At 73.9% G+C, this 23,016-nt stretch carries 26 protein-coding genes; 11 read left to right on the top strand and 15 right to left on the bottom strand.

Annotated elements, in window-relative coordinates; all coding sequences use genetic code 11:
• Window positions 1–177: 177 nt before the first annotated feature.
• The 4 genes from AB0J46_RS22240 to AB0J46_RS22225 all read right to left on the bottom strand — a co-directional run bounded on the left by AB0J46_RS22240 (window position 178) and on the right by AB0J46_RS22225 (window position 3,545).
• A complete protein-coding gene (locus tag AB0J46_RS22240) occupies window positions 178–834 on the bottom strand; it encodes a response regulator transcription factor (protein WP_364334874.1) in 657 nt (218 codons plus the stop codon).
• Window positions 831–1,982, bottom strand: coding sequence for an ATP-binding protein (locus tag AB0J46_RS22235; RefSeq protein WP_364334871.1), 1,152 nt, complete (start codon window positions 1,980–1,982; stop codon window positions 831–833). The genes AB0J46_RS22240 and AB0J46_RS22235 overlap by 4 nt, the downstream gene beginning before the upstream one ends.
• A 104-nt stretch (window positions 1,983–2,086) precedes the next feature.
• The gene (locus AB0J46_RS22230) at window positions 2,087–2,908 is read right to left on the bottom strand and encodes an SDR family NAD(P)-dependent oxidoreductase (RefSeq protein ID WP_364334868.1); all 822 of its coding nucleotides are present in this window, start codon (window positions 2,906–2,908) and stop codon (window positions 2,087–2,089) included.
• A 160-nt stretch (window positions 2,909–3,068) separates the two neighbouring features.
• Window positions 3,069–3,545, bottom strand: coding sequence for an NUDIX domain-containing protein (locus tag AB0J46_RS22225; RefSeq protein ID WP_364334865.1), 477 nt, complete (start codon window positions 3,543–3,545; stop codon window positions 3,069–3,071).
• Between the two features lie 199 nt (window positions 3,546–3,744).
• On the opposite strand from AB0J46_RS22225, the gene AB0J46_RS22220 reads away from it, so the two are divergent.
• Window positions 3,745–4,650, top strand: a complete 906-nt coding sequence (locus tag AB0J46_RS22220; RefSeq protein ID WP_364334862.1) for a hypothetical protein — start codon at window positions 3,745–3,747, stop codon at window positions 4,648–4,650.
• Between the two features lie 79 nt (window positions 4,651–4,729).
• On the opposite strand, the gene AB0J46_RS22215 is transcribed toward AB0J46_RS22220, so the two are convergent.
• Window positions 4,730–5,680 (bottom strand): sulfotransferase, encoded by a 951-nt coding sequence (locus AB0J46_RS22215; RefSeq protein WP_364334859.1) that lies wholly within the window; start codon window positions 5,678–5,680, stop codon window positions 4,730–4,732.
• A gap of 213 nt (window positions 5,681–5,893) precedes the next feature.
• Between AB0J46_RS22215 and AB0J46_RS22210 the strand changes: the two genes are divergently transcribed.
• A complete protein-coding gene (locus AB0J46_RS22210) occupies window positions 5,894–6,919 on the top strand; it encodes a hypothetical protein (RefSeq protein ID WP_364334856.1) in 1,026 nt (341 codons plus the stop codon).
• An 83-nt stretch (window positions 6,920–7,002) separates the two neighbouring features.
• Here AB0J46_RS22210 and AB0J46_RS22205 read toward each other — a convergent pair whose 3' ends face one another.
• Window positions 7,003–8,457 (bottom strand): MFS transporter, encoded by a 1,455-nt coding sequence (locus AB0J46_RS22205; RefSeq protein WP_364334853.1) that lies wholly within the window; start codon window positions 8,455–8,457, stop codon window positions 7,003–7,005.
• A 98-nt stretch (window positions 8,458–8,555) separates the two neighbouring features.
• Between AB0J46_RS22205 and AB0J46_RS22200 the strand changes: the two genes are divergently transcribed.
• A complete protein-coding gene (locus AB0J46_RS22200) occupies window positions 8,556–8,975 on the top strand; it encodes a MarR family transcriptional regulator (RefSeq protein ID WP_352363665.1) in 420 nt (139 codons plus the stop codon).
• A 222-nt stretch (window positions 8,976–9,197) separates the two neighbouring features.
• On the opposite strand, the gene AB0J46_RS22195 is transcribed toward AB0J46_RS22200, so the two are convergent.
• Window positions 9,198–9,374 carry a hypothetical protein gene (locus tag AB0J46_RS22195; RefSeq protein ID WP_189650423.1) on the bottom strand — a complete coding sequence of 59 codons (177 nt, stop codon included), beginning with the start codon at window positions 9,372–9,374 and terminating at the stop codon, window positions 9,198–9,200.
• A 114-nt stretch (window positions 9,375–9,488) separates the two neighbouring features.
• Here AB0J46_RS22195 and AB0J46_RS22190 point away from each other — a divergent pair, with 114 nt between their 5' ends.
• Both AB0J46_RS22190 and AB0J46_RS22185 read left to right on the top strand, forming a co-directional pair.
• Window positions 9,489–9,941 (top strand): MarR family transcriptional regulator, encoded by a 453-nt coding sequence (locus AB0J46_RS22190; RefSeq protein ID WP_364334850.1) that lies wholly within the window; start codon window positions 9,489–9,491, stop codon window positions 9,939–9,941.
• A gap of 107 nt (window positions 9,942–10,048) precedes the next feature.
• Window positions 10,049–11,050 (top strand): serine hydrolase domain-containing protein, encoded by a 1,002-nt coding sequence (locus AB0J46_RS22185; RefSeq protein ID WP_364334847.1) that lies wholly within the window; start codon window positions 10,049–10,051, stop codon window positions 11,048–11,050.
• Between the two features lie 19 nt (window positions 11,051–11,069).
• Here AB0J46_RS22185 and AB0J46_RS22180 read toward each other — a convergent pair whose 3' ends face one another.
• The 3 genes from AB0J46_RS22180 to AB0J46_RS22170 all read right to left on the bottom strand — a co-directional run bounded on the left by AB0J46_RS22180 (window position 11,070) and on the right by AB0J46_RS22170 (window position 12,663).
• Window positions 11,070–11,834 carry an SMP-30/gluconolactonase/LRE family protein gene (locus AB0J46_RS22180; RefSeq protein WP_364334844.1) on the bottom strand — a complete coding sequence of 255 codons (765 nt, stop codon included), beginning with the start codon at window positions 11,832–11,834 and terminating at the stop codon, window positions 11,070–11,072.
• Between the two features lie 152 nt (window positions 11,835–11,986).
• The gene (locus tag AB0J46_RS22175; protein WP_364334841.1) at window positions 11,987–12,451 is read right to left on the bottom strand and encodes a Clp protease N-terminal domain-containing protein; all 465 of its coding nucleotides are present in this window, start codon (window positions 12,449–12,451) and stop codon (window positions 11,987–11,989) included.
• Window positions 12,448–12,663 (bottom strand): hypothetical protein, encoded by a 216-nt coding sequence (locus AB0J46_RS22170; RefSeq protein ID WP_352324434.1) that lies wholly within the window; start codon window positions 12,661–12,663, stop codon window positions 12,448–12,450. The genes AB0J46_RS22175 and AB0J46_RS22170 overlap by 4 nt, the downstream gene beginning before the upstream one ends.
• Before the next feature lie 102 nt (window positions 12,664–12,765).
• Between AB0J46_RS22170 and AB0J46_RS22165 the strand changes: the two genes are divergently transcribed.
• Entirely contained in the window at window positions 12,766–13,863 is a 1,098-nt protein-coding gene (locus AB0J46_RS22165) for an enolase C-terminal domain-like protein (protein WP_364334838.1), read from the top strand.
• Window positions 13,864–13,881: 18 nt separating this feature from the next.
• The gene (locus AB0J46_RS22160) at window positions 13,882–15,678 is read left to right on the top strand and encodes a glycoside hydrolase family 15 protein (protein ID WP_364334835.1); all 1,797 of its coding nucleotides are present in this window, start codon (window positions 13,882–13,884) and stop codon (window positions 15,676–15,678) included.
• Here the strand turns inward: AB0J46_RS22160 and AB0J46_RS22155 are convergent.
• Together AB0J46_RS22155 and AB0J46_RS22150 are read right to left on the bottom strand one after the other, a co-directional pair.
• Window positions 15,644–16,120, bottom strand: coding sequence for a hypothetical protein (locus tag AB0J46_RS22155; protein WP_358297447.1), 477 nt, complete (start codon window positions 16,118–16,120; stop codon window positions 15,644–15,646). The genes AB0J46_RS22160 and AB0J46_RS22155 overlap by 35 nt on opposite strands.
• A gap of 157 nt (window positions 16,121–16,277) precedes the next feature.
• Window positions 16,278–16,607, bottom strand: a complete 330-nt coding sequence (locus tag AB0J46_RS22150; protein WP_364334832.1) for a cupin domain-containing protein — start codon at window positions 16,605–16,607, stop codon at window positions 16,278–16,280.
• A gap of 112 nt (window positions 16,608–16,719) precedes the next feature.
• Between AB0J46_RS22150 and AB0J46_RS22145 the strand changes: the two genes are divergently transcribed.
• Window positions 16,720–17,901: an aromatic acid exporter family protein gene (locus AB0J46_RS22145; protein ID WP_364334829.1), complete on the top strand. Its 1,182-nt coding sequence runs from the start codon at window positions 16,720–16,722 to the stop codon at window positions 17,899–17,901.
• 57 nt (window positions 17,902–17,958) lie between these two features.
• On the top strand, window positions 17,959–18,558 hold the full coding sequence (locus AB0J46_RS22140; protein WP_364334826.1) for a GNAT family N-acetyltransferase: 600 nt from the start codon (window positions 17,959–17,961) through the stop codon (window positions 18,556–18,558).
• A 7-nt stretch (window positions 18,559–18,565) separates the two neighbouring features.
• Here the strand turns inward: AB0J46_RS22140 and AB0J46_RS22135 are convergent, their stop codons facing one another.
• The gene (locus tag AB0J46_RS22135) at window positions 18,566–19,162 is read right to left on the bottom strand and encodes a TetR/AcrR family transcriptional regulator (protein WP_364334823.1); all 597 of its coding nucleotides are present in this window, start codon (window positions 19,160–19,162) and stop codon (window positions 18,566–18,568) included.
• An 85-nt stretch (window positions 19,163–19,247) separates the two neighbouring features.
• Between AB0J46_RS22135 and AB0J46_RS22130 the strand changes: the two genes are divergently transcribed.
• Together AB0J46_RS22130 and AB0J46_RS22125 are read left to right on the top strand one after the other, a co-directional pair.
• Entirely contained in the window at window positions 19,248–20,273 is a 1,026-nt protein-coding gene (locus AB0J46_RS22130) for a hypothetical protein (RefSeq protein WP_364334820.1), read from the top strand.
• 1 nt (window position 20,274) lies between these two features.
• Window positions 20,275–21,177 (top strand): aldo/keto reductase, encoded by a 903-nt coding sequence (locus tag AB0J46_RS22125; protein ID WP_364334817.1) that lies wholly within the window; start codon window positions 20,275–20,277, stop codon window positions 21,175–21,177.
• A gap of 10 nt (window positions 21,178–21,187) precedes the next feature.
• Here the strand turns inward: AB0J46_RS22125 and AB0J46_RS22120 are convergent, their stop codons facing one another.
• The gene (locus AB0J46_RS22120; protein WP_364334814.1) at window positions 21,188–21,829 is read right to left on the bottom strand and encodes a response regulator transcription factor; all 642 of its coding nucleotides are present in this window, start codon (window positions 21,827–21,829) and stop codon (window positions 21,188–21,190) included.
• Window positions 21,817–23,007 carry a histidine kinase gene (locus AB0J46_RS22115; RefSeq protein ID WP_364334811.1) on the bottom strand — a complete coding sequence of 397 codons (1,191 nt, stop codon included), beginning with the start codon at window positions 23,005–23,007 and terminating at the stop codon, window positions 21,817–21,819. Before AB0J46_RS22115 ends, AB0J46_RS22120 begins: the two co-directional genes overlap by 13 nt.
• Window positions 23,008–23,016: the final 9 nt, after the last annotated feature.

Raw genomic sequence — 23,016 nt, 5'->3', positions numbered from 1 at the left:
TCCTGCCTGCTCACCAGGGGCGGACCGGCCCCGTCGCGCGGACGATCACCGCCAGGGTGCGCCCCCAGCCGTCCTCACGCCCTCACGATCGCAGACGGAACCCCGCCGCGCATCAGCCCCTGGTCTGACCTTGCGCCCCCGTCGGTGAAGACCACCTGCGGGCACCGGACGGCCCTGCTATCCGATCCGGTACCCCACGCCCGGCCGGGTGCTGATCACCGGCGGTTCGCCCAGTTTGCGGCGCAGACGGCCGACGGTGACGGTCACGGTGTTGGTGAACGGGTCGGCGTGCTCGTCCCAGACCTGGTCGAGCAGGGCCTCGGTGCTCAGGAAGCCGGGCGACGCGCGCAGCAGCGCCTCCAGCACGGCGAACTCCTTGACCGACAGCTCCAGCGGACGGCCGTCCCGGGTGACGGTGTGCCGCAGCGGGTCGAGCTCGATCCCGGCCCCGCGCAACGTGCGCGGCCGGGCGCCGGGACGGCGGCGCGCCAGCGCCCTCACCCGCAGCACCAGCTCCGGGAAGTGGAAGGGCTTGGCCAGGTAGTCGTCGGCGCCCAGGGTCAGCCCGCTCACCCGGTCGCCGGGCGAGCCGGCCGCGGTCAGCATCAGGACCATGGGGCGTTCGTCCTGGTCAGTGAGCATCTGGCAGAGGGTGTCGCCGTGGATGCCCGGCAGGTCGCGGTCGAGCAGCACCACGTCGTAGGGGGCGAGGTCGAGCTTGGCCGCCGCCTCCAGTCCGTCGTGGGCGACGTCCACGGCCATGCCCTGGTCGCGCAGGCCCTCGGCGAGCACGGCGGCCAGCGCCCGCGCGTCCTCCACCACCAGCACCCTCATGCCGGCAGCCGCACGGTGGCGCGCAGCCCGCCCTCGGGGCGGGCCGCGAGGTCGAGGCCGCCGCCGTGCGCCTGCGCGACGGCCGCGACGATCGACAGGCCGAGCCCCGAGCCGTCCGCCGACCCGGTGCGGTCCGCGCCGAGCCGCTGGAACGGCCGCGCCAGCCGCGCCACCTGTCCGGGGTCGAGCCGGTCCCCGCCGGACTCCACGACCAGGCATGCCCACCGGCCGTCGGCCGCGGCCTCGACCCTGATCCAGCCGCCGTCCTGGTTGTGGACGATCGCGTTGTCGACGAGGTTGTGCACCATACGCGTGACCAGCGCGACGCTGCCCCGCGTCCGCACCCCCTCCGCGACGCCCTCCTCGTCCAGGGTGAGGCGACGGGCCGCGAGGTCGGCGGCGCGGGCGTCCAGAGTCTGCCGCACCAGGTCGCCGAGCGTGATCGCGGCGGCGTCGGGCAGGCTGCCGTGCTGGGCGCGGGCCAGCGCGAGCAGGCTCTCCAGGAGCCGGTCGACCTGGTCGAGGTCGGTGCGCAGCCGGTCGGCCAGCGCCAGCGTCTGGTCTGGTACGGGCTCCGGCTTGGCCACGGCCACGTCCAGCCGCGCCCGCATGGTGGCCAGCGGGGTGCGCAGCTCGTGCGAGGCGTCGGCGACGAACCGGCGCTGCGCGGCGAAGGCGCCCTCCATACGGGCGAGCAGCCCGTCGATGGTGTCGGCCAGGTCCTTGACCTCGTCGGCCGGCCCCGGCACGGCCAGGCGTTCGTGCAGGTTGTCGGCGGAGATGCGGCGGGTGGCGGCGGTGATCGTGCGCAGCGGACGCAGCACCCGGCCCGCGACCACCCGGCCGAGCACGATCGACACCACGGCCATGACGGCCAGCGCGAGCACCGACCCCGCCAGAAGCTGACGCGACTGCGTGGCGTGCACGTCGGCGAGCTGGGCCTGGAGCAGGGCGATGTACTCCTCGGCGGCGGCCGGGGCCGGCCCGCCGCCGGGCCGGACCGGCACCGGCTCGGTCCGCGACAGCGGCATGCCGACGAGGTTGACCAAAACCAGCAGGCCCGCGCCGGAGGCCAGGAACAGCCCGCCGTACAGGAGGGTGAAGCGCAGGCGGACCGTACGTGCGGGCAGCCTGGGACGTGGCGGCATCTGTCTCCTTCCGGGGACTCCAGGATGCCGCCACCGACCTAACACCGGCATGACGGGGTCGGCCCTCCGCCGCCCACCACTCACGCCCGCGGCCGTGGGACCGGTCAGGCGGGCTCGACGAGGGCCTGGCTGCGCTCCCACAGGCGGCGTGCCAGGTCGGGGTCGTCCGCCAGGCGGTGGACGGCCGAAGGGCGGCGCTTCTCGTAGTGGCCGCCGGGTGCCCAGTCGGCGCCCGGCCGCGAGGTGGCCAGCCAGACCAGGGTGTCGGCGCCCTGCTCGGGCGTGAGCAGGAACCGCTTCAGCGGCGTGTGGTAGAGCAGCCGCGCAGTGCTGTCGCCGCCGCCGGAGAAGTTGGTGGCCACCACGCCGGGGTGGAAGGAGGCCGCGGCCAGGCCGTCCGCGCCGTGGCGGCGCTGGAGCTCGCGGGTGAACAGGATGTTGGCCAGCTTGGAGTTGGCGTACGCCCGGCTGCCCGAGTAGCGGCGCACCGCGTCGAGGTCGTCGAGGTCGAGCCGGGCGCGGGTGTTGATCAGGCTGGACGTCGTGACGACCGTGCCGCCGGCGGCCAGCAGCCGGGGCAGCAGCAGCGTGGTCAGCAGGAACGGCGCCAGGTGGTTGATCTGGAAGGTCGCCTCGTGGCCGTCGGGCGTGGTGGTGCGCGAGCCCATGATGGCCCCGGCGTTGTTGACCAGCACGTCGATGGCCGGGTGGCGGTCGAGCAGGGTGGCCGCCAAATCGCGTACCTCTGACAGGCGCGCGAAGTTGGCCACGTGGTGGTCGGCCGCCAGCTCCTTCGCCAGCGCCGCGGTCTTGCCGGACGACCGGCCGACGAGGACGACCTCGTCGCCCCGCTGTCGCAGGGCGCGTGCCGCGGCACGGCCGATGCCATCGCTGGCGCCGGTCAGGACGATGGTCTTTCCCGCCATGGGCCCGATCCTTCCGCATCCGGCCCCCACCATAGATCGCGGGGCAGCACACCCGCCACGCCGGGGGCGGCCCGCGGCCGCGCGGTGAGGGGCCCCGCAGTAAGGGGTCGCACGGTGAGGGATTGCGCGGTGGGGGGCTCCGCGGTTAAGGGGCGCGCGGTCAGTGGTCGGTGGTGTGGAAGCGGGCGGCCGGGTTGTCGCTGAGGGCGGCGTCGAGGCGGGCGCGCATGTCGGCGCTCAGGTCCGGCAGCTCCCGCAGGGAGAACCAGCGGACCTCGCTGTTCTCGCCGTCGGCCGGATAGGGGTCGCCGGACCGCCAGCGGCAGCGGAACACCAGGTCGAGGTAGCGGGCCCGATCGCCGTTGGGGTAGGTGACCTCGCGGGTGACGTGCACCAGGGCCAGCCGTTCGGCGACGGCCCGTACGCCGGTCTCCTCGGCCACCTCGCGCAACGCGGCGTCGGCGGGCTGCTCGCCCGGGTCGATGATGCCGGTCACGGGCGTCCAGGCGCCGGTGTCGCTCCGGCGGACCAGCAGCACCTGGTCCTCGCGCAGCACGACCGCGGTCACCCCGGACAACCACAGCGGCTCGGTGCCGATCTTCTCGCGCAGCGCGAGGACGAACTCAGGGGTTGGCATCGGACCAGCATATGCGTGGGACGCCGGCCGCCGGAGGGAGTCGCTGCGCGCCCGGCGCCGCGAAACGCGCCCGCACTTCCGGCGTGCCGGGCATGCGGCGGACGGCCATAACCCCATAAAGTCTATAGGTAATAAGGATAATCCCAAGGAGGGGTAAGCAGCCATGTCCGGTTCCACGTCCTGGCCTAGCCTCGGTTCCATGTCGATCGACGAGAACGCCCTGCTCCCCGACCCCGGCCGCGCCGTCGTGGCGGTCGAGCCGCCGGTCCCGGCGCACGGCCACTGGGCCGGGGCGCCGAGCGCCGTCGCCGCGGACGGGCTGATCTACCTCGCCTACCGCCTGCGCCGCCCGGTCGGTGAGGGCCGCGGGTACGCGGTCGTCGTCGCCCGCTCGTCCGACGGCGAGCGTTTCGAGCCGCTGACCACGATCACCCGCGAGGAGATGGACGCCGAGTCGCTGGAGCGGCCCGCGCTGGTCCGCACCCCGCAGGGACGCTGGCGGTTGTACCTGAGCTGCGCCACACCCGGCACCAAGCACTGGCGGGTGGAGGTCGTCGAGGCCGCCGATCCCGCCGCGTTCGACCCGCGCACCCGCACGACGGTGCTGCCCGGCGACCCCAAGACCGGGGTCAAGGACACCGTGATCGTGCGGCGCGGCGACGTGTGGCACCTGTGGGCCTCCTGCCACCCGCTGGCCGACCCCGACGAGGCCGACCGGATGGTGACCGACTACGCCACCAGCGCCGACGGCCTGGACTGGACCTGGCACGGCACCGCCCTGACCGGCCGCCCCGGCCTGTGGGACGCCCGCGGCGTCCGGATCAGCGCCGTCCGCTTCGACGGCGACCGGCTCGTGGCCTTCTACGACGGCCGCGGCAATGCGGAGGAGAACTACGAGGAGCGCACCGGCGTGGCCGTGGGCGCCGACCCCGACGCGCTGGCCGCCCTGGGCGACCGGCCCGCCGCGATGTCGCCGCACCACGGCGGCGGCCTGCGCTACCTCACCTTCGTCGACCTGCCGGACGGCGGCCTGCGCCTCTACTACGAGTACACGCGCGCCGACGGCGCCCACGACCTGCGCACGGAACTCCGCCCGCCCCGCTGACCGGCCCGCTCACGGGCCCGTCCCGGGGCAGCGTGGCGGTCAGGGGGCGCGGTCACGGCCCGCGGTCAGGGTCCCGCGGTCAGGGGGCGCGGCCGTTTCTGGCCTGGCGCTGGCCGGGCGGCCGGCTGCCGACCAGCCCGCCCGAACGTTCCCGCGGCCGCAGCCAGTCGCTGAAGTCCTCGCCGGTGACCTGCTGGAGCAGCTGGACGTCCGCCGCGAAGTAGGGGATCAGTCGCTGCCGCTGCGCCCACTCCAGCGGCCGGCGCGCCCGGCCGCGCCGCTGGAGCAGCCGCTCCAGCGGCCCGGACAGGGACGCGGGAAGGGTACGCCGCAGGGTGGACAGCAACGCGTGCCGCGCGCCGGGGTCCGGGTGCGCGGTCACGTTCTCCCTCGGGACGCCGGTGAGCAGCCCCTGCCGCACGCCGAGGAAGCCGCAGATGCGGTCCAGGGTCTCGGCCGGACGGTCCACGATGTCCCGGTAACGGAAGATGAGCACCTGGTCGCGGGGGAACAGGGTGAACAGGTGGGCGAGCTGCCCGCCGTACCGGCCGAGGGCGGTGTAGTGCCAGAAGTGCGCCCATCCGGCCGCGATGCGCTCCGGCTCGGCCTCGCAGGCGCGGACGAGGTCGCCGATCGGCTCCAGGCCGGCCGACCACAGGTGGGTCCAGTTGGAGTGGGCGCGCTCGACCGGGTCGCGCAGGCTCACGATGAGCCGGACGTGCGGGATGGTCTCCCGGATGCGGCGTTGGGCGTCCAGGTCGTACAGGTAGAAGGGGGTGGACTCGCCGGCGAGGGCGCCGGGGGGAGCGGCGGCGAACAGCGCCTCGTAGTCCGCGCGCCGCCAGACGTGTTCCCGGTAGGTCTCGGCGTCGCCCGGTCCGCCCCGTCCGGGCGGTGGCCCGTCGGTGAGGAAGAACTTCGGCTCCTTGATGGGCGACAGGAACAGGTCGGGGTGCGGGTGCAGCGCGGTGTGCAGCGCCGTCGTCCCCGCTTTGGGCACTCCCGCGATCAGGAAATCAGGCAAGGGCACCGTTTTCCTCCCAGTGACGAGAACCGCTATTGCCTAACTTTCCTACCAACAGTGTAGGTAATTCAAGAGGCCGGAGCCGCTCCGCTCGTTCGGGCGCCGTCTTCGACGCCCCTCGGTCCGACCGCTAGGTTGATCTTGATCCACCACAACGGCCGAACGACCAGCAGGGTGATGCACTTGAGTGAAAATCCCCACATCAGCGGAACATCTGCCGTGAGCCGTCGCGCGCTCCTCCGAACCGGGGCGGGGGTCGCGGCCGCCACCGCGGGCGGCGGCCTCTCGCTGTTCGCGGCCGAACCGGCGTACGCGACCGTCCCGGCATCGCAGCGTTTCGTCTTCGAAGGGGCCGGCGGCGACCCCGTCGTACGGGCCACACTCCACCAGCCCTACTGGGCGATGCAGTCCTTCGCCTTCGACCACGTCCACGGGCACATCTACTTCGTGCAGACCAAGGTCGGCAGCACGAACGGCGACCTCTGGGTGACCAGGACCGACCTGCACGGCAAGGTGCTGGGCGCCATGGCGCTGCACGGGTTCGATCACGGCTCGTCGATGGCGATCCAGCCGGACACGGCCGAATCCCCCTATGTCTGGCTGGCGGGCGACTGGAGGAGCCTGTCCTCCGGCGCGGCTCCGAACAGCCACACGATCTGCCGTGTCAAGTACCGGGACGGGGGCGCGCTCGCCTACAAGGACGCGGGGGTTCGGAAGTTCCCGATCGGCCTCTCCGACTTCCGGGACTGTCCGAGACCCTCGATCGATCCCTACACCAACCGGTTGCTCGTCCGCTACATGGGAACAACGAGCCCGTGGCGCCTCGCGCTGTTCGACCTTCCCGCCGTCATCGGCAAGGGCATCAGCGACACCACTCCCGTCCTCGCCAAGCGCGCTCTGCCGACCAACGCCCAGCTCGGCCTCGCCGAATCCGACCACTTCCAGGGCGTGACCTCGTACGGCCAGTACGTGTACCTCTCCTACGGCGGCCCGCCCGCCAGGCCCACGGACCCGGCCAAGCCCTCCTACCTGGTCCGTCTCGACATGAACAAGGCCGGGGCCTCGGTGGAGGAGGTCTACCGGACGAGGGCGGGCGAGTCCCTGCCCGGTCGCGAGCCTCAGGGAATGGCGATCTGGCGATCGTCGGACGGGCCGCGCCTGGCGTTCGGCTTCTCCAGCAAGATCAGCGGCAGCCCCGACGAGTTCCGGGCGACCGTCTTCTACAAGAGCGACCTCACGGGCTGAGCCGTCCGAACCGCCGCGGCCCCGACGGTCGGCCCCGACGGTCGGCCGCGTCCGCCGTCAGCGGCGACCGGCCCCGTCCGCCGTCAGCGGCGGGCGGGTGAGGCCGGCGCGGCGGCCTCGTCCCCGGCCGCCCGGCCATCGGGACGGCCCGGCAGCGCCATGGTGACGGCCGCCGCGGCCAGCGCAGCCCCGCAGCCGACCAGCATGCCGGTACGGAAGCCGGCCTCCGACGGCAGCGTGTGCGTCCCCAGCCGGATCGTCAGCTGCGACAGGATCACGCCGACGACCGCCGCCGAGACCGTCGTCCCGATCGAGCGCATCAGCGTGTTGAAGCTGTTGGCCGCGGCCGTCTCCGACCGGGGCACCGCGCCCATGATGAGGGCGGGCATCGCCCCGTAGGCCAGGCCGACGCCGAGGCTGCACACGCAGGTGACGACCAGCATGCCCCACGCCGACCCCAGCAGGCCCATGGAGGAGCCGTAGCCGAGCGCCATGACCAGGCTCCCGGCGATCAGGGTGACCTTCGGGCCGCGGGCGGCCGACAGCCGGGCGCCGAGCGGCGAGACCACCATCATCATCAGGCCGGAGGGGGCCATCCACAGGCCGGCGGCCAGCATCGACTGGCCCAGCCCGTAGCCGGTGGCCGCGGGGAGCTGGAGGATCTGCATGACGATCAGCGCCTGGGCGTACATCGAGAAGCCGACCATGATGGAGGCGAGGTTGGTCAGCAGCACCTGCCGCCGGGCGGTCACCCGCAGGTCCACCAGCGGCTCCGCGGCGCGCAGCTCCCACAGGGCCCATGCCGGCAGGACCAGCGCGGCCGCGCCGAGCAGCCCGAGCGTGGTGCCGCTCGCCCAGCCCCAGTCGGCGCCCTTGGAGACCCCCAGCAGCAGGCACACCAGCCCCGCGCCGAGGCCGAGCGCGCCCGGCACGTCCAGCCGCCCGGCCGCGCCCGCGCGGGGCAGCGGGGGCGTGGGCGGCACCAGCACCCGGATCAGCACCGCGATCAGCACGCTCAGCACGGCCGAGCCCCCGAACAGCACCCGCCAGCTCGCGTACTCGGCGACCGCGGCAGAGACCGGCAGGCCGAGGGCCCCGCCGATGCCCATGGACGAGCTCATCAGCGCGATCGAGGGGCCGAGCCGGTCGGGCGGCAGCAGGTCGCGCAGGGCGCTGATGCCGAGCGGGATCAGACCCATGCCCATGCCCTGTAACCCGCGCCCGACGATCATGGGGGCGAGCGACCCGGCCAGCGAGCAGATCACCGACCCGGCGATCAGCGGCGCGGTGCAGACGAGCATCATGCGGCGCTTGCCGTACAGGTCGCCGAGGCGTCCGGTGACCGGCGTGGCGACCGCGCCGGCCAGCAGGGTGGCGGTGATCACCCAGGAGGCGTCGGAGGCGGTGCTGTGCAGCAGCCGCGGCAGCTCGCCGATCAGCGGCACGACCAGGGTCTGCATGAGCGAGGCGACGATGCCGGCCACCGCCATCACGCTGACGATGCCGCCGGGGCGGGCGGTGGATGTGGAGCCCCCCACGTTGTTCTCCCGTCGTCGAAGGATGTGCACGCTACACATCATGTGTTACGTACACAATTCATGTAAGGTGCACATATCTCGCGAAAGGGGGGATTGGGATGGAAAAGCCCACACATCTCATCGAGTTCGAGACGATGTTGCTCGGCCGGCACCGGCACTACGACCGCAGTGCCCACCTCCTGCTGCGGCGGCTGCACGGCTCGGGCCCGATGTCCATCGGGCAGCTCAGCGACGCCTTCGGCCTGGACGTCTCCACCCTCAACCGGCACACCTCGGCCCTCCTGCGCGCCGGCCTGGTCGAACGCATCCCCGACCCCGAGGGCGGCATCGCCCGCAAGTTCCGCCTCACCCCGGAGGGCGAGCGCAGTCTCACCGAGGAGCGCGAGCGGAACGTGCGCGGCCTGGAGAAGGTGATGGCCGACTGGTCGCCGGAGGACGTCGCCGCCTTCGCCGCCTATCTCAGGCGCTTCAACACCGACATCGAACGCCTGGCCGGCCGCCCCTGGCCGCGTGCCTGAGCCGGGCCGCCCGGTCCCGGACACGCGCGAGGGCCCCCCGCCGGGACGGGCGGGGGGCCCTCAACGCGTGGGCACCGGTGTGCGTGTCGCCTCTCGGCGAGGGGCACAACGCGGCTCCAGCCGAACGGTAGTCCGCGAAGGCGATAGGTGAGGCCCGGGGACACTGGGCACACCGGCCACGAGGAATGTAACGGCGGCCGCCGCCGGGATGTTCCCGGCAGATCAGGCGAAGTGCATGACGATGGCCAGGCCGACGAGGTGCGTGACCACCACCACGACCAGCAGCGTGACGAACACGAACTTGGCCGGGCCGTGCTCGAAGTGCTTGCCCTCCTTCAGCGGAGGCAGCTTGGCCTGACGCTCGGCGATGCGCTCCTCCAGCGGCTTGCGGTGAAACATGAGGTGTCCCTCTTTCGGCGGCCCGGCCACGGGTACGATTTGTGTGGCATCGATTTGCAGGCTATTAGTTTGTACACAAAGTAAGTTACCAGACGGCATCGGAGGCGTACACGCATGGAGCCTGTGACGGAGGCGACAGACCTGCTGGCGCTCGACCGGCAGGTGTGCTTCGCCCTCAGCATCGCCTCGCGCAGCGTGATCGGCCTCTACCGGCCGCTGCTGCAACCCTTCGGGCTGACCCACCCCCAGTACCTGGTGATGCTGGCCCTCTGGCAGCAGGAGCCGCTGTCGGTCAAGGAACTGGGCGAGCTCCTGCAGCTCGACCCCGGCACGTTGTCCCCGCTGCTCAAGCGGCTGGAGGCGCTGGGCTACGTCCATCGCGAGCGCAACAGCAAGGACGAGCGCGCCCTGGCCGTCACCCTGACGCCCGCCGGCCGGCAGCTCAGGGCCGAGGCGGAGAAGATTCCGCCGGCCATCGTTGCCCGGCTCGGCATGGACCTCGACGAGCTCCAGGACTTGCACGCCGCGCTGATGCGCCTGATCGCCTCGGCCCGTCGCGACGCCTGACCTCCTCCGCCGCGCGCCCTCGATGAGCAACCGCAGTTGACTATGTTCAGGATAGTCAACTACGGTTGCTCGCGTTCGCGCATCCCTTTCGTGGCGCTGGAGGCAGCATGTCCATGGTTCACGCCGATCGTCCGAGATTGCGGCAGGTGCTCGACCGGCTGGTGGCCGGCGACCGCGGGCCCGGCGTCGTGGCCGAGGTCCGGGACGGCGACGAGCCGCCGTGGTTCTGCGCCGCGGGCATGGCCGACCTGGAGACCGGCCGTCCCCGCGGCCCCGGGGAGCACTTCCGCATCGGCAGCTTCACCAAGGCGTTCGTCGGGACCGTCGTGCTGGGCCTGGCGGCCGACGGCGACCTGGCCCTGGACGCCCCCGTGACCACCTGGCTGCCGGGTGTCGTCGAGGAGTACTTCCCCGGCGCCGACGCCGCCCGCATCACCCCGCGGCTGCTGCTCAACCACACCAGCGGCCTGCCGGACGTGATCCCCGGCGTGGAGACCCCGCCCGCCGGGAAGCCGGGCGAGCGGTTCGTCTACTCCAAGGTCAACTACAACCTGGCCGGGATGATCGTCGAGGCGGCGTCCGGCTCGACGCTCGCCGAGCAGATCGACCGCCGCGTCGCGGTCCCGCTGGGCCTGACCGGGACGTACCTGCCCGCGGCCGGCGAAGGGCTGCGCGACCCGCACGCCCGCCACTACTCCGGCCAGGACGAGACCGGCCAGGAGACCGTCCGTCACGACGTGACCGACGCCGACCTGTCATGGGCCTGGGCCGCCGGCGGCATGGTCTCGACCACGGCCGACCTCCACCGCTTCCTGGCCGCCCTGCTGGACGGGCGGCTGCTCCCGCCCGCCCAGCAGGAGGAGATGTTCACCACCGTGCCCACCGAGGGCGCCGGCTGGGTGCCCGGCGCCCGGTACGGGCTCGGCGTCTACTCCCAGCGGTTCCCGTCCGGCGTCACGCTGTGGGGCGGGGGCGGCTACATCCAGGGGTCGATGACGTACGCGATGGGCGACCGGCAGGGCAGTCACACCCTGGTCGCCAACGTGAACGGCGACTGGGGCGACTTCCTGGGGACCTGCGCCGACCTGTTCCAGGCCGACTTCGGCTGACGGCGCGGGCCCCACCGGCTCAGACGAGCCCGGGGACGGCCACGTCGGCCGTCCTGACCTCGCCCGTCCGGCCGGCGAACATCTCCGCCATCCGCTCGACGCCCGGGAACACCGCGACGGTCATGAACAACGTCCGGCCGTCCGGGCCGCCGAGCGCGGCGGCGAAGCAGGCCCGGTCGAGCTCGATCCGGTCGGTCACCTCGCCGCCCTCGCGCACCCGTACGCAGGCGGCGCCCTGTTCGTCGTCCACCTGGGTCCAGATCGCGCCCTCGGCGTCCATGCAGATGCCGTCGCCGCCGATGGGCGCCCACACCCGGCGGCCGGACAGCCCGCCGTCCGCGCCGATGTCGAACGCCGTCAGCCGCCGCGTCCAGGACTCGGCGACGACCAGCGTGGAGCCGTCCGGGGTCACCACCATCCCGTTGGGGAAGTACAGGTCCTCGGCGACCACCCGGGCCTCGCCGCCGGGGCCGGCCAGGGCGATCACGCCGGGCGCGAAGTCGGCCCGGCCGAAGTCGAAGCCGACGCAGTTCACGTAGATCCGGCCGCGGCCGTCCACGACGACCTCGTTCGGCCCGGCCGGCAGCTCGCCCAGGTCGGCGTGGACGGACGTCGTGCCGTCCGGCTCCACGCGCAGCAGCTCGTGCTCGCCGGTCACCAGCAGGCGGCCGTCGGGCAGCCAGCCGAGGCAGAACCCGGCCGGTTTCGGGCCGCGGGCGACCACCTCGCGCTCGCCGTCCGGGGTGACGGCGACGATCTCCTGCACCCCCAGTGGGAGAACCACAGCCTGCCCTCGTGCCAGCGCGGCGACTCGCCCACGCACAGCCCGGTCACCAATGTCTTCGTCTCGGTCATGTCGTCATGCCTCCTTCTGCCCTCTATACGAAGGACGGGGGCCCGGATCGACACCGCCGGGAGGAAAGATTCGCGCCGGACCTACAGCGCGGCGCGGGCGCGCTCGGCCAGCGCGGCGCGGTCGACCCCCGCCAGGGCCAGCGCCCGCGGGACCGTGCCCACCTCGGCCTGCAGGACGCCGAGCAGCACGTGGACCGGCCGCAGATCCTTCTTGCGATGGGTGGCGGCCAGCCGCTCGATCGCCAGCCTGACCGACGCCCCGAGCTGCGGACGCCGCTCGGGGTCGGGCGTCGAACGCAGGTCGAAGGCGGCCGCCGACACCCCGGCCGCGGCGAGGCTGTGCTCGAACTCCCGCCGCAACGCCGCCCGCACCCCCGCCTGGTCGAGCCCGGCCCCGGCCAGGATCGCCCGCGCCGCGGTGTCCTGCGGCGCCGCCATGGCCAGCAGCAGGTGGTGGGCCTCGATGGTGGGGGAGCTCTCCGCGCGCGCCTCGGCCTCGCCCCGGATCAGCACGTCGTGCAGGTAGCGGTCGAACGCGCCGCTCATGCCCGCCTCCTCAGCTCGACCCCGGCCGCGATGAGCCGCTTGGCGTGCTTCTTGTGGACCGCCTGGCGGGTGACGCCGAGCGCCTCGGCCACCTGCGGCCAGCTCCAGCCCGCCCGCATCGCCTGCTCCACGGCGGCGTCCTCCAGCTGGTCGGCCAGGCGGCGCAGCGCGACCACGGCGGCGAGCGCGTCCGCGGGCTCCTTGACTGACATTCCAGCCACCCTAGGCGTCCGCCCCCGGGCCAGGCAATTCAGGTTGCTTGAACGGGGGCCGATGCGTCATACCGGGAGCCACCGGGTAGGGCCAGGGGTGTCATGAGCACGATCGAGAACGCCGGGGCCGCCGCCTACCGCATCCCCACCGACCAGCCGGAGGGCGACGGCACGCTGGCCTGGCGGTCCACCACCATGGTCGTCGTCACCCTGACCGCCGCGGGCGTCACCGGCACCGGCTGGACCTACGCCCCGGCCGCCGCCGCGTCGGTCGTCACCGAGCTGCTGGCCGGCGTCCTGACCGGCGCGGACGCCGCCGACATCCCCGCCCTGCACGCCGCGATGGTCCGGCAGGTGCGCAACGCGGGCCGTCCCGGCGTCGCCGGCTACGCCGTCTCGGCCGCCGACGTGGCGCTGTGGGACCTCAAGGCGCGCCTGCTCGGCCTGCCGCTGACCCGCCTGTTCGGCGCCGCCCGGGCCGAGGTCCCGCTGTACGGCTCGGGCGGCTTCACCACCTACGACGACGAGGCCACCACCGCCCAGCTCGCCCACTGGGTCCACGAGCAGGGCATCGGCCGCGTCAAGATCAAGATCGGCGAGTCGTCCGGCACCCGCCCCGACCGCGACCTGCACCGCGTGGCCCTGGCCCGCCGCGTCATCGGCGACCGGGCCGAGCTGTACGTCGACGCCAACGGCGGCTACACCGCCAAACAGGCCGTCCGCCTGGCCGCGCGCATGCGCGAGCACGACGTGACCTGGTTCGAGGAGCCCGTCTCCTCCGACGACCTGCCGGGCCTGCGGCTCGTCCGCGAGCGGGCCGCCCCCGACGTCACCGCCGGCGAGTACGGCTGCGACCCCGCCTACTTCACCCGCATGTGCCAGGCCCAGGCCGTCGACTGCCTCCAGGTCGACGCCACCCGCTGCGGCGGCTACACCGGATGGTTCGCCGCCGCCGCGATCGCCGCGGGCCACAACCTGCAGGTGTCCGCCCACTGCGCGCCCAACCTGCACCTCCCGGCCGCCGCGAGCACCGCCAACCTGCGCCACGTCGAATGGTTCCACGACCACCAGCGCATCGAGGCCGAGCTGTTCGACGGCGCCGCCGACCCCTCCGGCGGCCTGGCCCGCCCCCGGCCCGACGCCCCCGGCCACGGGCTGGAGCTGCGCGCCGCCGCCGCCGAACGCCACCGCGTGACCTGACGGAAGGAGCGGGCGCCGATGCGGATCGAGGACTACGCCCTGATCGGCGACATGCACACCGCCGCGCTCGTCGGCCGCGACGGCTCGATCGACTGGTTGTGCCTGCCCCGCTTCGACTCGCCCGCCTGCTTCGCCGCGCTGCTCGACGGCCCGTCCGCCGGACGCTGGCTGCTGGCCCCCGCCGGCGGCGGCCGGGCCACCTCCCGCGGCTACCGCGAGGGCACCCTCATCCTGGAGACCACCTGGGACGGCCCCGGCGGCAGCGTCCGGGTGGTGGACTTCATGCCGCCCCGCGGCGAGGCCCCCGACGTGGTGCGGATCGTCGAGGGCGTGCGCGGCCGGGTCGAGATGACCATGGAACTGGTGCTGCGCTTCGACTACGGCCACGACGTCCCCTGGCTGCGCTACGAGCCCGGCGTGCTGTCCGCGGTCGCCGGCGGCGACGCCACCTGGCTGCGCACCCCCGTCGAGCTGTGCCCGGACGCCGACCGGCACCGCACCACCGCCTCCTTCACGGTGGGGGAGGGGCAGCGGGTGCCGTTCGCGCTGACCTGGCAGCAGTCGTGGCTGCCGCGCCCGGAACCGGTCGACCCGCCCGAGGCCCTGGCCGACACCGAGCGGCTGTGGCGCGAGTGGGCCCGCCGGTGCGGCTACCAGGGTGACTACGACGAGGCCGTCCGCACGAGCCTGCTCACCCTCAAAGCCCTCACCTACGCCCCCACCGGCGGGCTCGTCGCCGCGGCCACCACCTCGCTGCCCGAGCGGCTGGGCGGCCCGCGCAACTGGGACTACCGCTACTGCTGGCTGCGCGACGCCAGCTTCACCCTCCAGGCCATGATGACCGCGGGCTACGACGCCGAGGCGCGCGCCTGGCGCGAATGGCTGCTGCGGGCCGTCGCCGGGCACCCCGCCGACCTGCAGATCATGTACACCGTCGAGGGCGGCCGGCGCATCGCCGAGTGGACCGCCGACTGGCTGTCGGGCTACGAGGGGTCCCAGCCGGTACGCGTCGGCAACGCCGCCTCCGGCCAGTTCCAGCTCGACGTCTACGGCGAGACCCTCGACTGCCTGCACCTGGCCCGCCGGTCCGGCCTGGCCATCGACGACGAGGCCTGGGACGTCCAGAACGCCCTGATGAACTACCTCGAAGGCATCTGGGACCGGCCCGACAACGGGCTGTGGGAGACCCGGGGGTCGCGCCGCCAGTTCGTGCACTCCAAGGTGCTGGCCTGGGTCGCGGCCGACCGCATGATCCAGGCCGTCGAGGCGTTCGGCCGCGACGGCCCGGTCGGCCGCTGGCGCGCCCTGCGCGAACGCATCCACCAGGACGTCTGCGCCCACGGCTACGACGCCGAACGCAACACCTTCACCCAGTACTACGGCTCGACCGGCCTGGACGCGGCCCTGCTGCTCATCCCGCGCCTCGGCTTCCTGCCGCCCGACGACCCGCGCGTCGTCGGCACCGTGGACGCGATCGCCCGCGACCTCGTCCACGACGGTCTCGTCCTGCGCTACCGGGCCGAGGACGAGGACATCGACGGCCTGCCCGGCGGCGAGGGCACCTTCCTGGCCTGCTCCTTCTGGCTGGCCGACGCCCTGGCCGCGACCGGCCGCCGGCGCCGGGCCACCGAGCTGTTCGAACGGCTGCTCGGCCTGCGCAACGACGTCGGCCTGCTGTCTGAGGAGTACGACACCGTGCACCACCGGCAGGTCGGCAACTTCCCGCAGGCCTACAGCCACGTCTCGGTGATCAACAGCGCCACCGTCCTGTCGGGCAGGTTCAGGCCTGGGCGCCCTCGGCATCAAGCCGGGTGAAGGTGGCCCCGTGCAGCACGGCGCGGGCGCCGAGCACGTGCCCGTCGCACATCCTGGTCACCGTCCCGGCCTGGTCGGTCACCTTCCACCGGACCAGCTCCTGGCAGGGCCGGCCGGCCCGGTCCTGCGGCCAGGTGCGGTGGCAGACCCGGCACTCGGTGACGTCGGCCCGGTAGGACAGGGTGTTGCCGTGCTCGGGGCAGACGCCCCACGGCATGCCGCAGACCTGCTCGCGCTGCGCCCGCAGCCGGGCCAGGTCGCCGGCAGCCCGTTGCAGGTCCTCGCCGCCCCGGTCCAGCCAGTCGGCGGCGTGTCGCGCGGCCCGGAGCTGGTCGCCCTCGGGGGATCCGGCGGGCTCGGTGTCGCACAGCGAGCGCACCTCGGCGGCGAGGTCCTGAGCGCGGCGCGCGAGGTCGCGCAGCTGGGCGGGGGTGACAGTCATGAGGGCTCTCATCTCGTCAGGGCCGGGCGGCAACGGTGGGCGACGGTCACGCGACGGGAACGACCGGCCGGCCGCCCCCGCCCTCCAGTCTCCTCAGCCCGGCGCGCTCGTGGCGCGCTCGCGGCCCACGAGTTCGCGCGCCTGACGGCCGGGTGCGTCAGGACGTGGGGACGCCGCTGTAGGCGGGCCCGAAGAACACCAGCGTCACCAGGTCCTCGGTGACGTCGTGGAAGCGGTGCTCCTCGCGGGCCGGGACGAACAGGGTGGTGCCGGGGCCGACCTCGATGGTGACGCCGCCCGAGGTGAAGGAGGCACGCCCGCTGGTGACGACGTAGATCTCGTCCTCGGCGTGCGGCGACTGGCCGTCGACGGCGCCGGCCGGGATGGAGTACGTGCCGAAGCTGAGCGCGGGCACGCTCAGGTGCTCGGCGAAGTTGGCGGAACCGTCCGGGGCGGGTTCGAACCGGCCGCTGTCGATCATCTCCATGGCCGGTGATCCTCTCATGCCGGCCGTGGCGGGCCCTCCGACGGGGAGATGCTTGCGGCTTGCCCTAAATGTGAGTAAATGTCACGTCATGTGGCGTGGCTGGAGTGGCCGGTTGTCCGGGGCCGTCAAGCGTGAGCTGTCGTACGTGCGCGGGCAGGCCGCCGGGCTGGCCAAGCCGGGGTCGTACCAGCGGCTGCAGGCGCTGCAGATCGCCAAGGCGACGCTCGCGGCGGTGCTGGCCTGGCTGACGGCCAGCCGATTGCTGGCGCTCGGCGCCACCTGGATCGCCCCCGCCACCGCGGTGATCATGGTCCACGCCACCGTGTACCGCACGCTCACCAACGGCCTGCGCCGGGTCGCCGCGGTCGGCGCCGGGGTCATCCTGGCCGGCAGCATCGGGCACCTGCTCGGCCTGGGCGTGCTCAGCCTGGTCCTGGTCGTGCCGCCCGCGCTGGTCGCCGCCCGCTGGCACCGCATGGGCAACCACGGCTCCGACGTCGCCACCACCGCCGTGCTGCTGCTCTCCTTCGCCGCCGCCTCCCAGGAGCGCTACCTGCTGGCGTACGTGCTGGCCACGGGCATCGGCGCGCTGAGCGGGGCGCTGGTCAACAGCGTGCTGTGGCCGCCGCTGTACCGCGATCGGCCCGACGCGGCCGTGCGCCGCCTGGCCCGCGAGACGGCCGCGCTGCTGACCTCCGTCGCCGAGGGCTTACGGGACGAGTGGAACCTCTCGGCGCTGCCCGACTGGGAACGCCAGGCCGTCCGGCTGGACGAGCACCTGGCCGACGCGGCCGCCGCCGTGGCCGACGGCGCGGAGAGCCGCCGCTACAACCTGCGCCACAGCCTCCACCCGGTCACGGCCGCCCAGGACCACGAGCAGGTGCTGCGCCGGCTGACCACGCTGGCCGCGCACGTGCACACGATCGTGCACGCCCTGGCCCACCTGGAACACCACGACGGGCCCTCGACCGACGTCAGCCCCGACTACGCCCGCGACTACGCCGACCTCCTGGACGTGCTGGGCGACGCCCTGACCGCCACCGTACGCCGCGACCCCGACCTCGGAAGGGCCCGCACCCTGCTCGGCCGGGCGGAGGCGCAGGCGAGCCGCATCCACGACCAGATGACGACGGAGATCCAGAAGGGCGAGGTCGCCCACCCGGCCGGCTGGGCGCTGAGCGGCAGCCTGCTCACCGACGCCGAACGCATCCTGACGGTCCTGACCGACATCCTGGCGGCCACGCCCGGCGGCCAGGACGACGATCGCCCCTCCTCGCCCGCCACCCACCCCTGACCTGTCCGACCGGCCCCCGTTTGCCTGGAGAGCCGTCGCACGGCACACTCGGGAACCATGCCCATCAGGTCGTTCCCCGAGCCGGACGTGCCCACGGACCTGCTGGCCCAGGTGCGCGACCTGCAACGGGAGGCCTGGCCCGGCCACGACTTCCCCGCGCCCGACGGCGGCGGCCCCGCGCACGACCCCGCCCTCGCCCCCCGCACCATGCTCCTCCTCGACCAGGGCGACGGGCGCGACGAGGGCACGGTCCTGGCCGCCCTGGACATCCTGTCCAAGACCCTCACCCACGCCGGCCACCGGTTCCGCGCCGCGGGCCTGAGCACCGTGGTGACCAGGAAGGCCGCCCGCGGCCTGGGGCACGGCCGCCGCCTGGTGGGCGCCGCGCGCGCGGCCATCGCCGACGCGGGCTTCGACGTCGCCCTGTTCACCTGCGACCGGCCGCTCCAGGGCTTCTACGAGAGCGCCGGCTGGTCGGCGATCCCCGGCGCGGTGCTGGTCGGCGGCACCCCGCAGGCGCCCTTCCCCAGCGACCTGCCCGGGTTCGACAAGGTCACGATGGGCGACTTCCCCTCACCCCACGGCCGGGCGCACCGGCTGTCGTTCCACCACGCGCGCGTCGAGCTCCACCCGGGGGAGATCGACCGGCTCTGGTGAGCCCGCCTCAGCCGTCCTGACCTCGCCGGACCAGCGGCAGGAAGACCTCGTCCACGATCTCCACGAGGACGTCGTCAGGAGCGCTGGGCGCCCCCCGCACCACGAACTCGTTGCGCAGCAGCACGATGGCCACCGTGGCGACCCTCGGGCGCAGCGACTCGGGGGCGGCCTCGCCGCGGGCCACCGCCCGTTCGAGGACGGCCAGCCAGGGCGCGGCCACCGCGTCGTCCGACTGCTCCTGGAGCTCGGTCAGCAGCTCGGCGGCGCCGCCCGCGGCGGCGATCAGCTCGCGCAGGATCGCGCCGAGCGGCGAGCTCCAGTAGCGGTTGGCCCGGCGCAGCAGCTCCAGGGCGTCGCCGCGCAGCTCGCCGGTGTCGGGCGGCGAGACCGTCGTGGCCAGCCGTTTGTAGGCGGCGACGCCGAGGGACAGGCGGCCCGGCCAGCGGCGGTAGATGGCGTTCTTGTTGGTGCCGGCGCGGGCGGCGACCTTGTCCATGGTCAGCCCGGCGAAGCCCGACTCGGTGAGCTCGTCGGCCGCCGCGCTCAGGATCGCCTCCTCCAGCGCGGCCCCGCGCCGCCGTGTCCGCCCGCCTGCCTCGGCCATCGCCACCCTCCTCGGTCTGAGGGTACCGACCGTACCTCATATAGGCTAAGGTACGGCCAGTACCGTAAAGCTGGAAGGAACACCCATGCGTGCCAAAGGCATCAGCTACGACACCGGTTTCGTCGTCAACGGGACGATCGGCCACCCGGGGTTCGACCCCGACGTGGTGGCGCGCGAGATGCGCGTCATCCGGGACGACCTGCACTGCACGGCCGTCCGCGTCATGGGCGGCGACCCCGACCGCCTGGAGATCGCCGCCGGTCACGCCGCCGACCTCGGGCTGGAGGTCTGGTTCTCGCCCTATCCGCTGGAGCTGACCGAGGAGGAGATGCTGGCGCTGTTCGCCGACTGCGCCGAGCGCGCCGAACGGCTCAGGCGGCGCGGCGCCGAGGTGGTCTTCGTCACCGGCGCCGAGCTGTGCCTGATGAGCAAGGGCTTCCTGCCCGGGGACGACATCGACGAGCGGGTCGCCCTGCTGAGCCGTCCGGAACGGGTGCGCGAGCTGGTCGGCGGCGTGCGCACGCGGGTCAACGACTTCCTCGGGCGGGCGGTGGCCGTCGTGCGCGAGCGGTTCGGCGGCCGGGTGACCTACGCCTCCGTGCCGCTCGAAGGCGTCGACTGGACGCCGTTCGACCTCGTCTCCGTGGACCTCTACCGGTCGGCCGAGATCGTGGACGTGTTCGAGCAGGGCGTGCGCGGCCTCGTCGCGGAGGGCAGGCCGGTCGCGATCACCGAGTTCGGCTCGGCGACCTACCGCGGCGCGGGCGACCGGGGCGCGCTCGGCCTGGAGATCGTCGAGTACGCCTCGGGCACCCGCGAGCCCGTCCGGCTGACCGGCGAGCACGTCCGCGACGAGGAGGGCCAGGCGGCGTACGTGCGCGAGCTGCTGGAGCTCTTCGACGCCGCCGGCGTGGACAGCACCTTCGTGTTCACCTTCGCGCTGCGCGACCACCCGCACCGCCCCGACGGCGACCCCCGCGACGACCTGGACCTGGCCAGCTACGGCGTCGTCAAGGTCTACGAGGACCGCTCCGGCACCGCCTACCCCGGCCTGCCCTGGGACCCCAAGGCCGCCTTCGCCGCCGTCGCCGGCCACTACGCGAAGCACTGACATGACGCTCCCCACCACTGCACTCGGCCGCACCGGCCTGCGCGTGAGCCGCCTCGGCTACGGCGCCATGGAACTGCGCGGCCCCCGCGCCTGGGGCCCGCCGGTGTCCGACGACGCGGCCCGCGCCGTGCTGAACGAGGCCCTCGACGCCGGGGTGAACCTCATCGACACCGCACCCGACTACGGCGACGCCGAGGAGCACATCGGCCGCTGGATCGCGCACCGCCGCGACGAGTTCGTCCTGGCGGGCAAGTGCGGCTGCTCCCTCGCCGACGGCGACCCCGCGCACGACTACACGAGGGCGAACGTGCGCGCGGGCGTCGAGCGGAGCCTGCGCCGGATGCGCACCGGCCATCTCGACGTCCTGATGGTGCACCTCAGCCCGAGCGTCTCGGTGATGGCGGCCGAGGACACCATCGCCGGGATGCGGGAACTCCAGGACGAGGGCCTGATCCGCTTCACCGGCATGTCGGGGGAGCTGCCGCACCTTCCCGAGCACATCGCGACGGGCGCGTTCGACGTGTTCCTGCTGCCCTACTCGGCGCTCGACCGCTCCCACGAAGGGCTCGTCGGGGCCGCCGCGGCGAGCGGGGCGGGCACGATCGCCCGCGGGGCGGTGGCCCGCTCGCTCGCGCCGCCGCCCGAGGCCGTGCCCGAGCCGGTGCGCCGGCCGCTGGCGCAGCGCCACGCCCGGCTCGCCGCCGCCCGCCTGGAGGAGCTGGCGGACGGCGCGCCGGTGACCGAACTGCTGCTCCGGTTCATCCTCGGACATCCGGAGCTGCACTCGGTGATCGTCGGCTCGGCCCGGCCGGAACACCTGCGGGCCAACGTCGCCGCCGCCGGCAAGGGCCCCCTGCCGCCCGACGTGGACGCGGCCGTCCGCGCGCGCCTGGGCCCGGCGTAGGGCAGGCGGGTCACTGGTCGTCGAGGAAGGTGAGCACGGCCAGCACCCGGCGGTGGCCGCCGTCCGAGACGGCCAGGCCGAGCTTGGCGAAGATGCTGCCGATGTGCTTGTGCACCGCGTTGTCGGTGATCGTCAGCCGTTCGCCGATCTCGGCGTTGCTCAGGCCCTGGGCCATCCAGGACAACACCTCCCGCTCCCGGCCGGTGAGGCTGTCCAGGCCGTGGCCCCGCCCGACCATGAGCTGGGCGATGACCTCGGGGTCCATGACCGTGCCGCCCGCGGCCACCCGGCGGACGTCCTCGACGAACTGGCTCACCCGGCTGACCCGGTCCTTGAGCAGGTAGCCGACGCCGCCGGAGCCGTGCGCCAGCAGCTCGCGGGCGTAGATGCGCTCGACGTACTGGGACAGGACCAGGATGGGCAGGGAGGGGTCGGCGCGCCGGAGGGCGACGGCGGCCCTGATGCCCTCGTCGCGGAACGACGGCGGCAGCCGCACGTCGGCGATCACCAGGTCGGGCCGGTGCTCGGTGACGGCGTCCAGCAGGGCGCCGGCGTCCGGCACGACCGCGGCCACCTCGATGTTCTTGCTGCTCAGGAGCAGTTCCAGCCCGGTGGACAGCAGGACGTTGTCCTCGGCGATCACGACGCGCACGGCAGCTCCACGACGAGACGGGTGGGCCCTCCTGGAGGGCTGTCGATGGACAAGGTACCGTCGAGCGCGGCGGCCCTCCTGCGGATGCCGGTGACGCCGGTGCCGCGGCTCTCGTCCACGCCGCCCCTGCCGTCGTCGCAGACCTCGATGCGCAGCACGCGTCCGGACGCCAGCCGTACGGTGACGTGGCCGGCGCCGCTGTGCTTGGTGGCGTTCGTGACCGCCTCGGCCACGATGAAGTAGGCCGCCGTCTCGACCGCGGCGGGCACGGCGCCGAGGCCGCTCACGTCCGTCTCGACGGGCAGGCCGGCCTTGGCCGTCACGGCGGCCACCGCGCCGGCCAGCCCCCTGTCGGCCAGGACGGGCGGGTACATCGTGCGGATCACCTGCCGCAACTCGGTCATCGCCTCCTCGGTGCCCTCGTGCGCGTCCTTCAGTAGCCGGCCGACGGGCCCGCCGTCGTCGTCGAGCGCCTCGCGGGCCATGGCCAGCCGCATCGCGATGGCGACCAGCCGGGCCTGGGTGCCGTCGTGCAGGTCGCGCTCGATGCGGCGCAGCTCGGCGGCGTGCGCGTCGAGGACGTTCGACCTGCTCTCGGTCAGCTCGCCGACCCGCTCGGCCAGCCGGTCGGCCTCCGAGGGGGCGAGCGCGGCCAGGCAGGCGCGGGCGTGCAGCCGGGCCAGCCGCGGCAGCGCCCACCAGGCCAGCGGCGCGGCCAGGACGACCTGCGCGACGCCCATGCCGATCGCCTGCTCCCATCCGGTGACCGGGAGGGCCACCAGCAGCCGCAGCGGGTCGTCCGCGGGGAACAGCCACCACAGCGGGGCCTCCAGCACGGGGTTCACCAGCAGCCCGGCCACCCCGAGCGCGGCCAGCGCCGCAGGCAGGCCCACGACGACGTGCAGCGCCGTCCAGCGCAGGTCACGCCTGGCCCGCGTGCCCATGAGGAGCTGCCGCCACTGGTCGCGCACCCCGGTCACGGCGGGCGGCGCCGGACGCGCCGGCACGGCGACCCCCAGCACCGCGCCGGCCTGCACGCGCTGCCACTCGGTCCACCGGTGGAGCACCGCCATCATGCGCGGCACGAGGACCAGCCCCGCCCCGCCCACCGGGACGAGCAGGACGCCGGCGACGAGCACCGCCAGCCAGACCATCGCCGCCAGGGCCGACGCGAACACGATCAAGTG

The organism is Nonomuraea sp. NPDC049758, from assembly GCF_040674635.1.
Lineage (GTDB): Bacteria > Actinomycetota > Actinomycetes > Streptosporangiales > Streptosporangiaceae > Nonomuraea.
The sequence above is the reverse complement of the archived record's forward strand: the minus strand, read 5'-3'. Positions and strand labels throughout refer to the sequence as shown.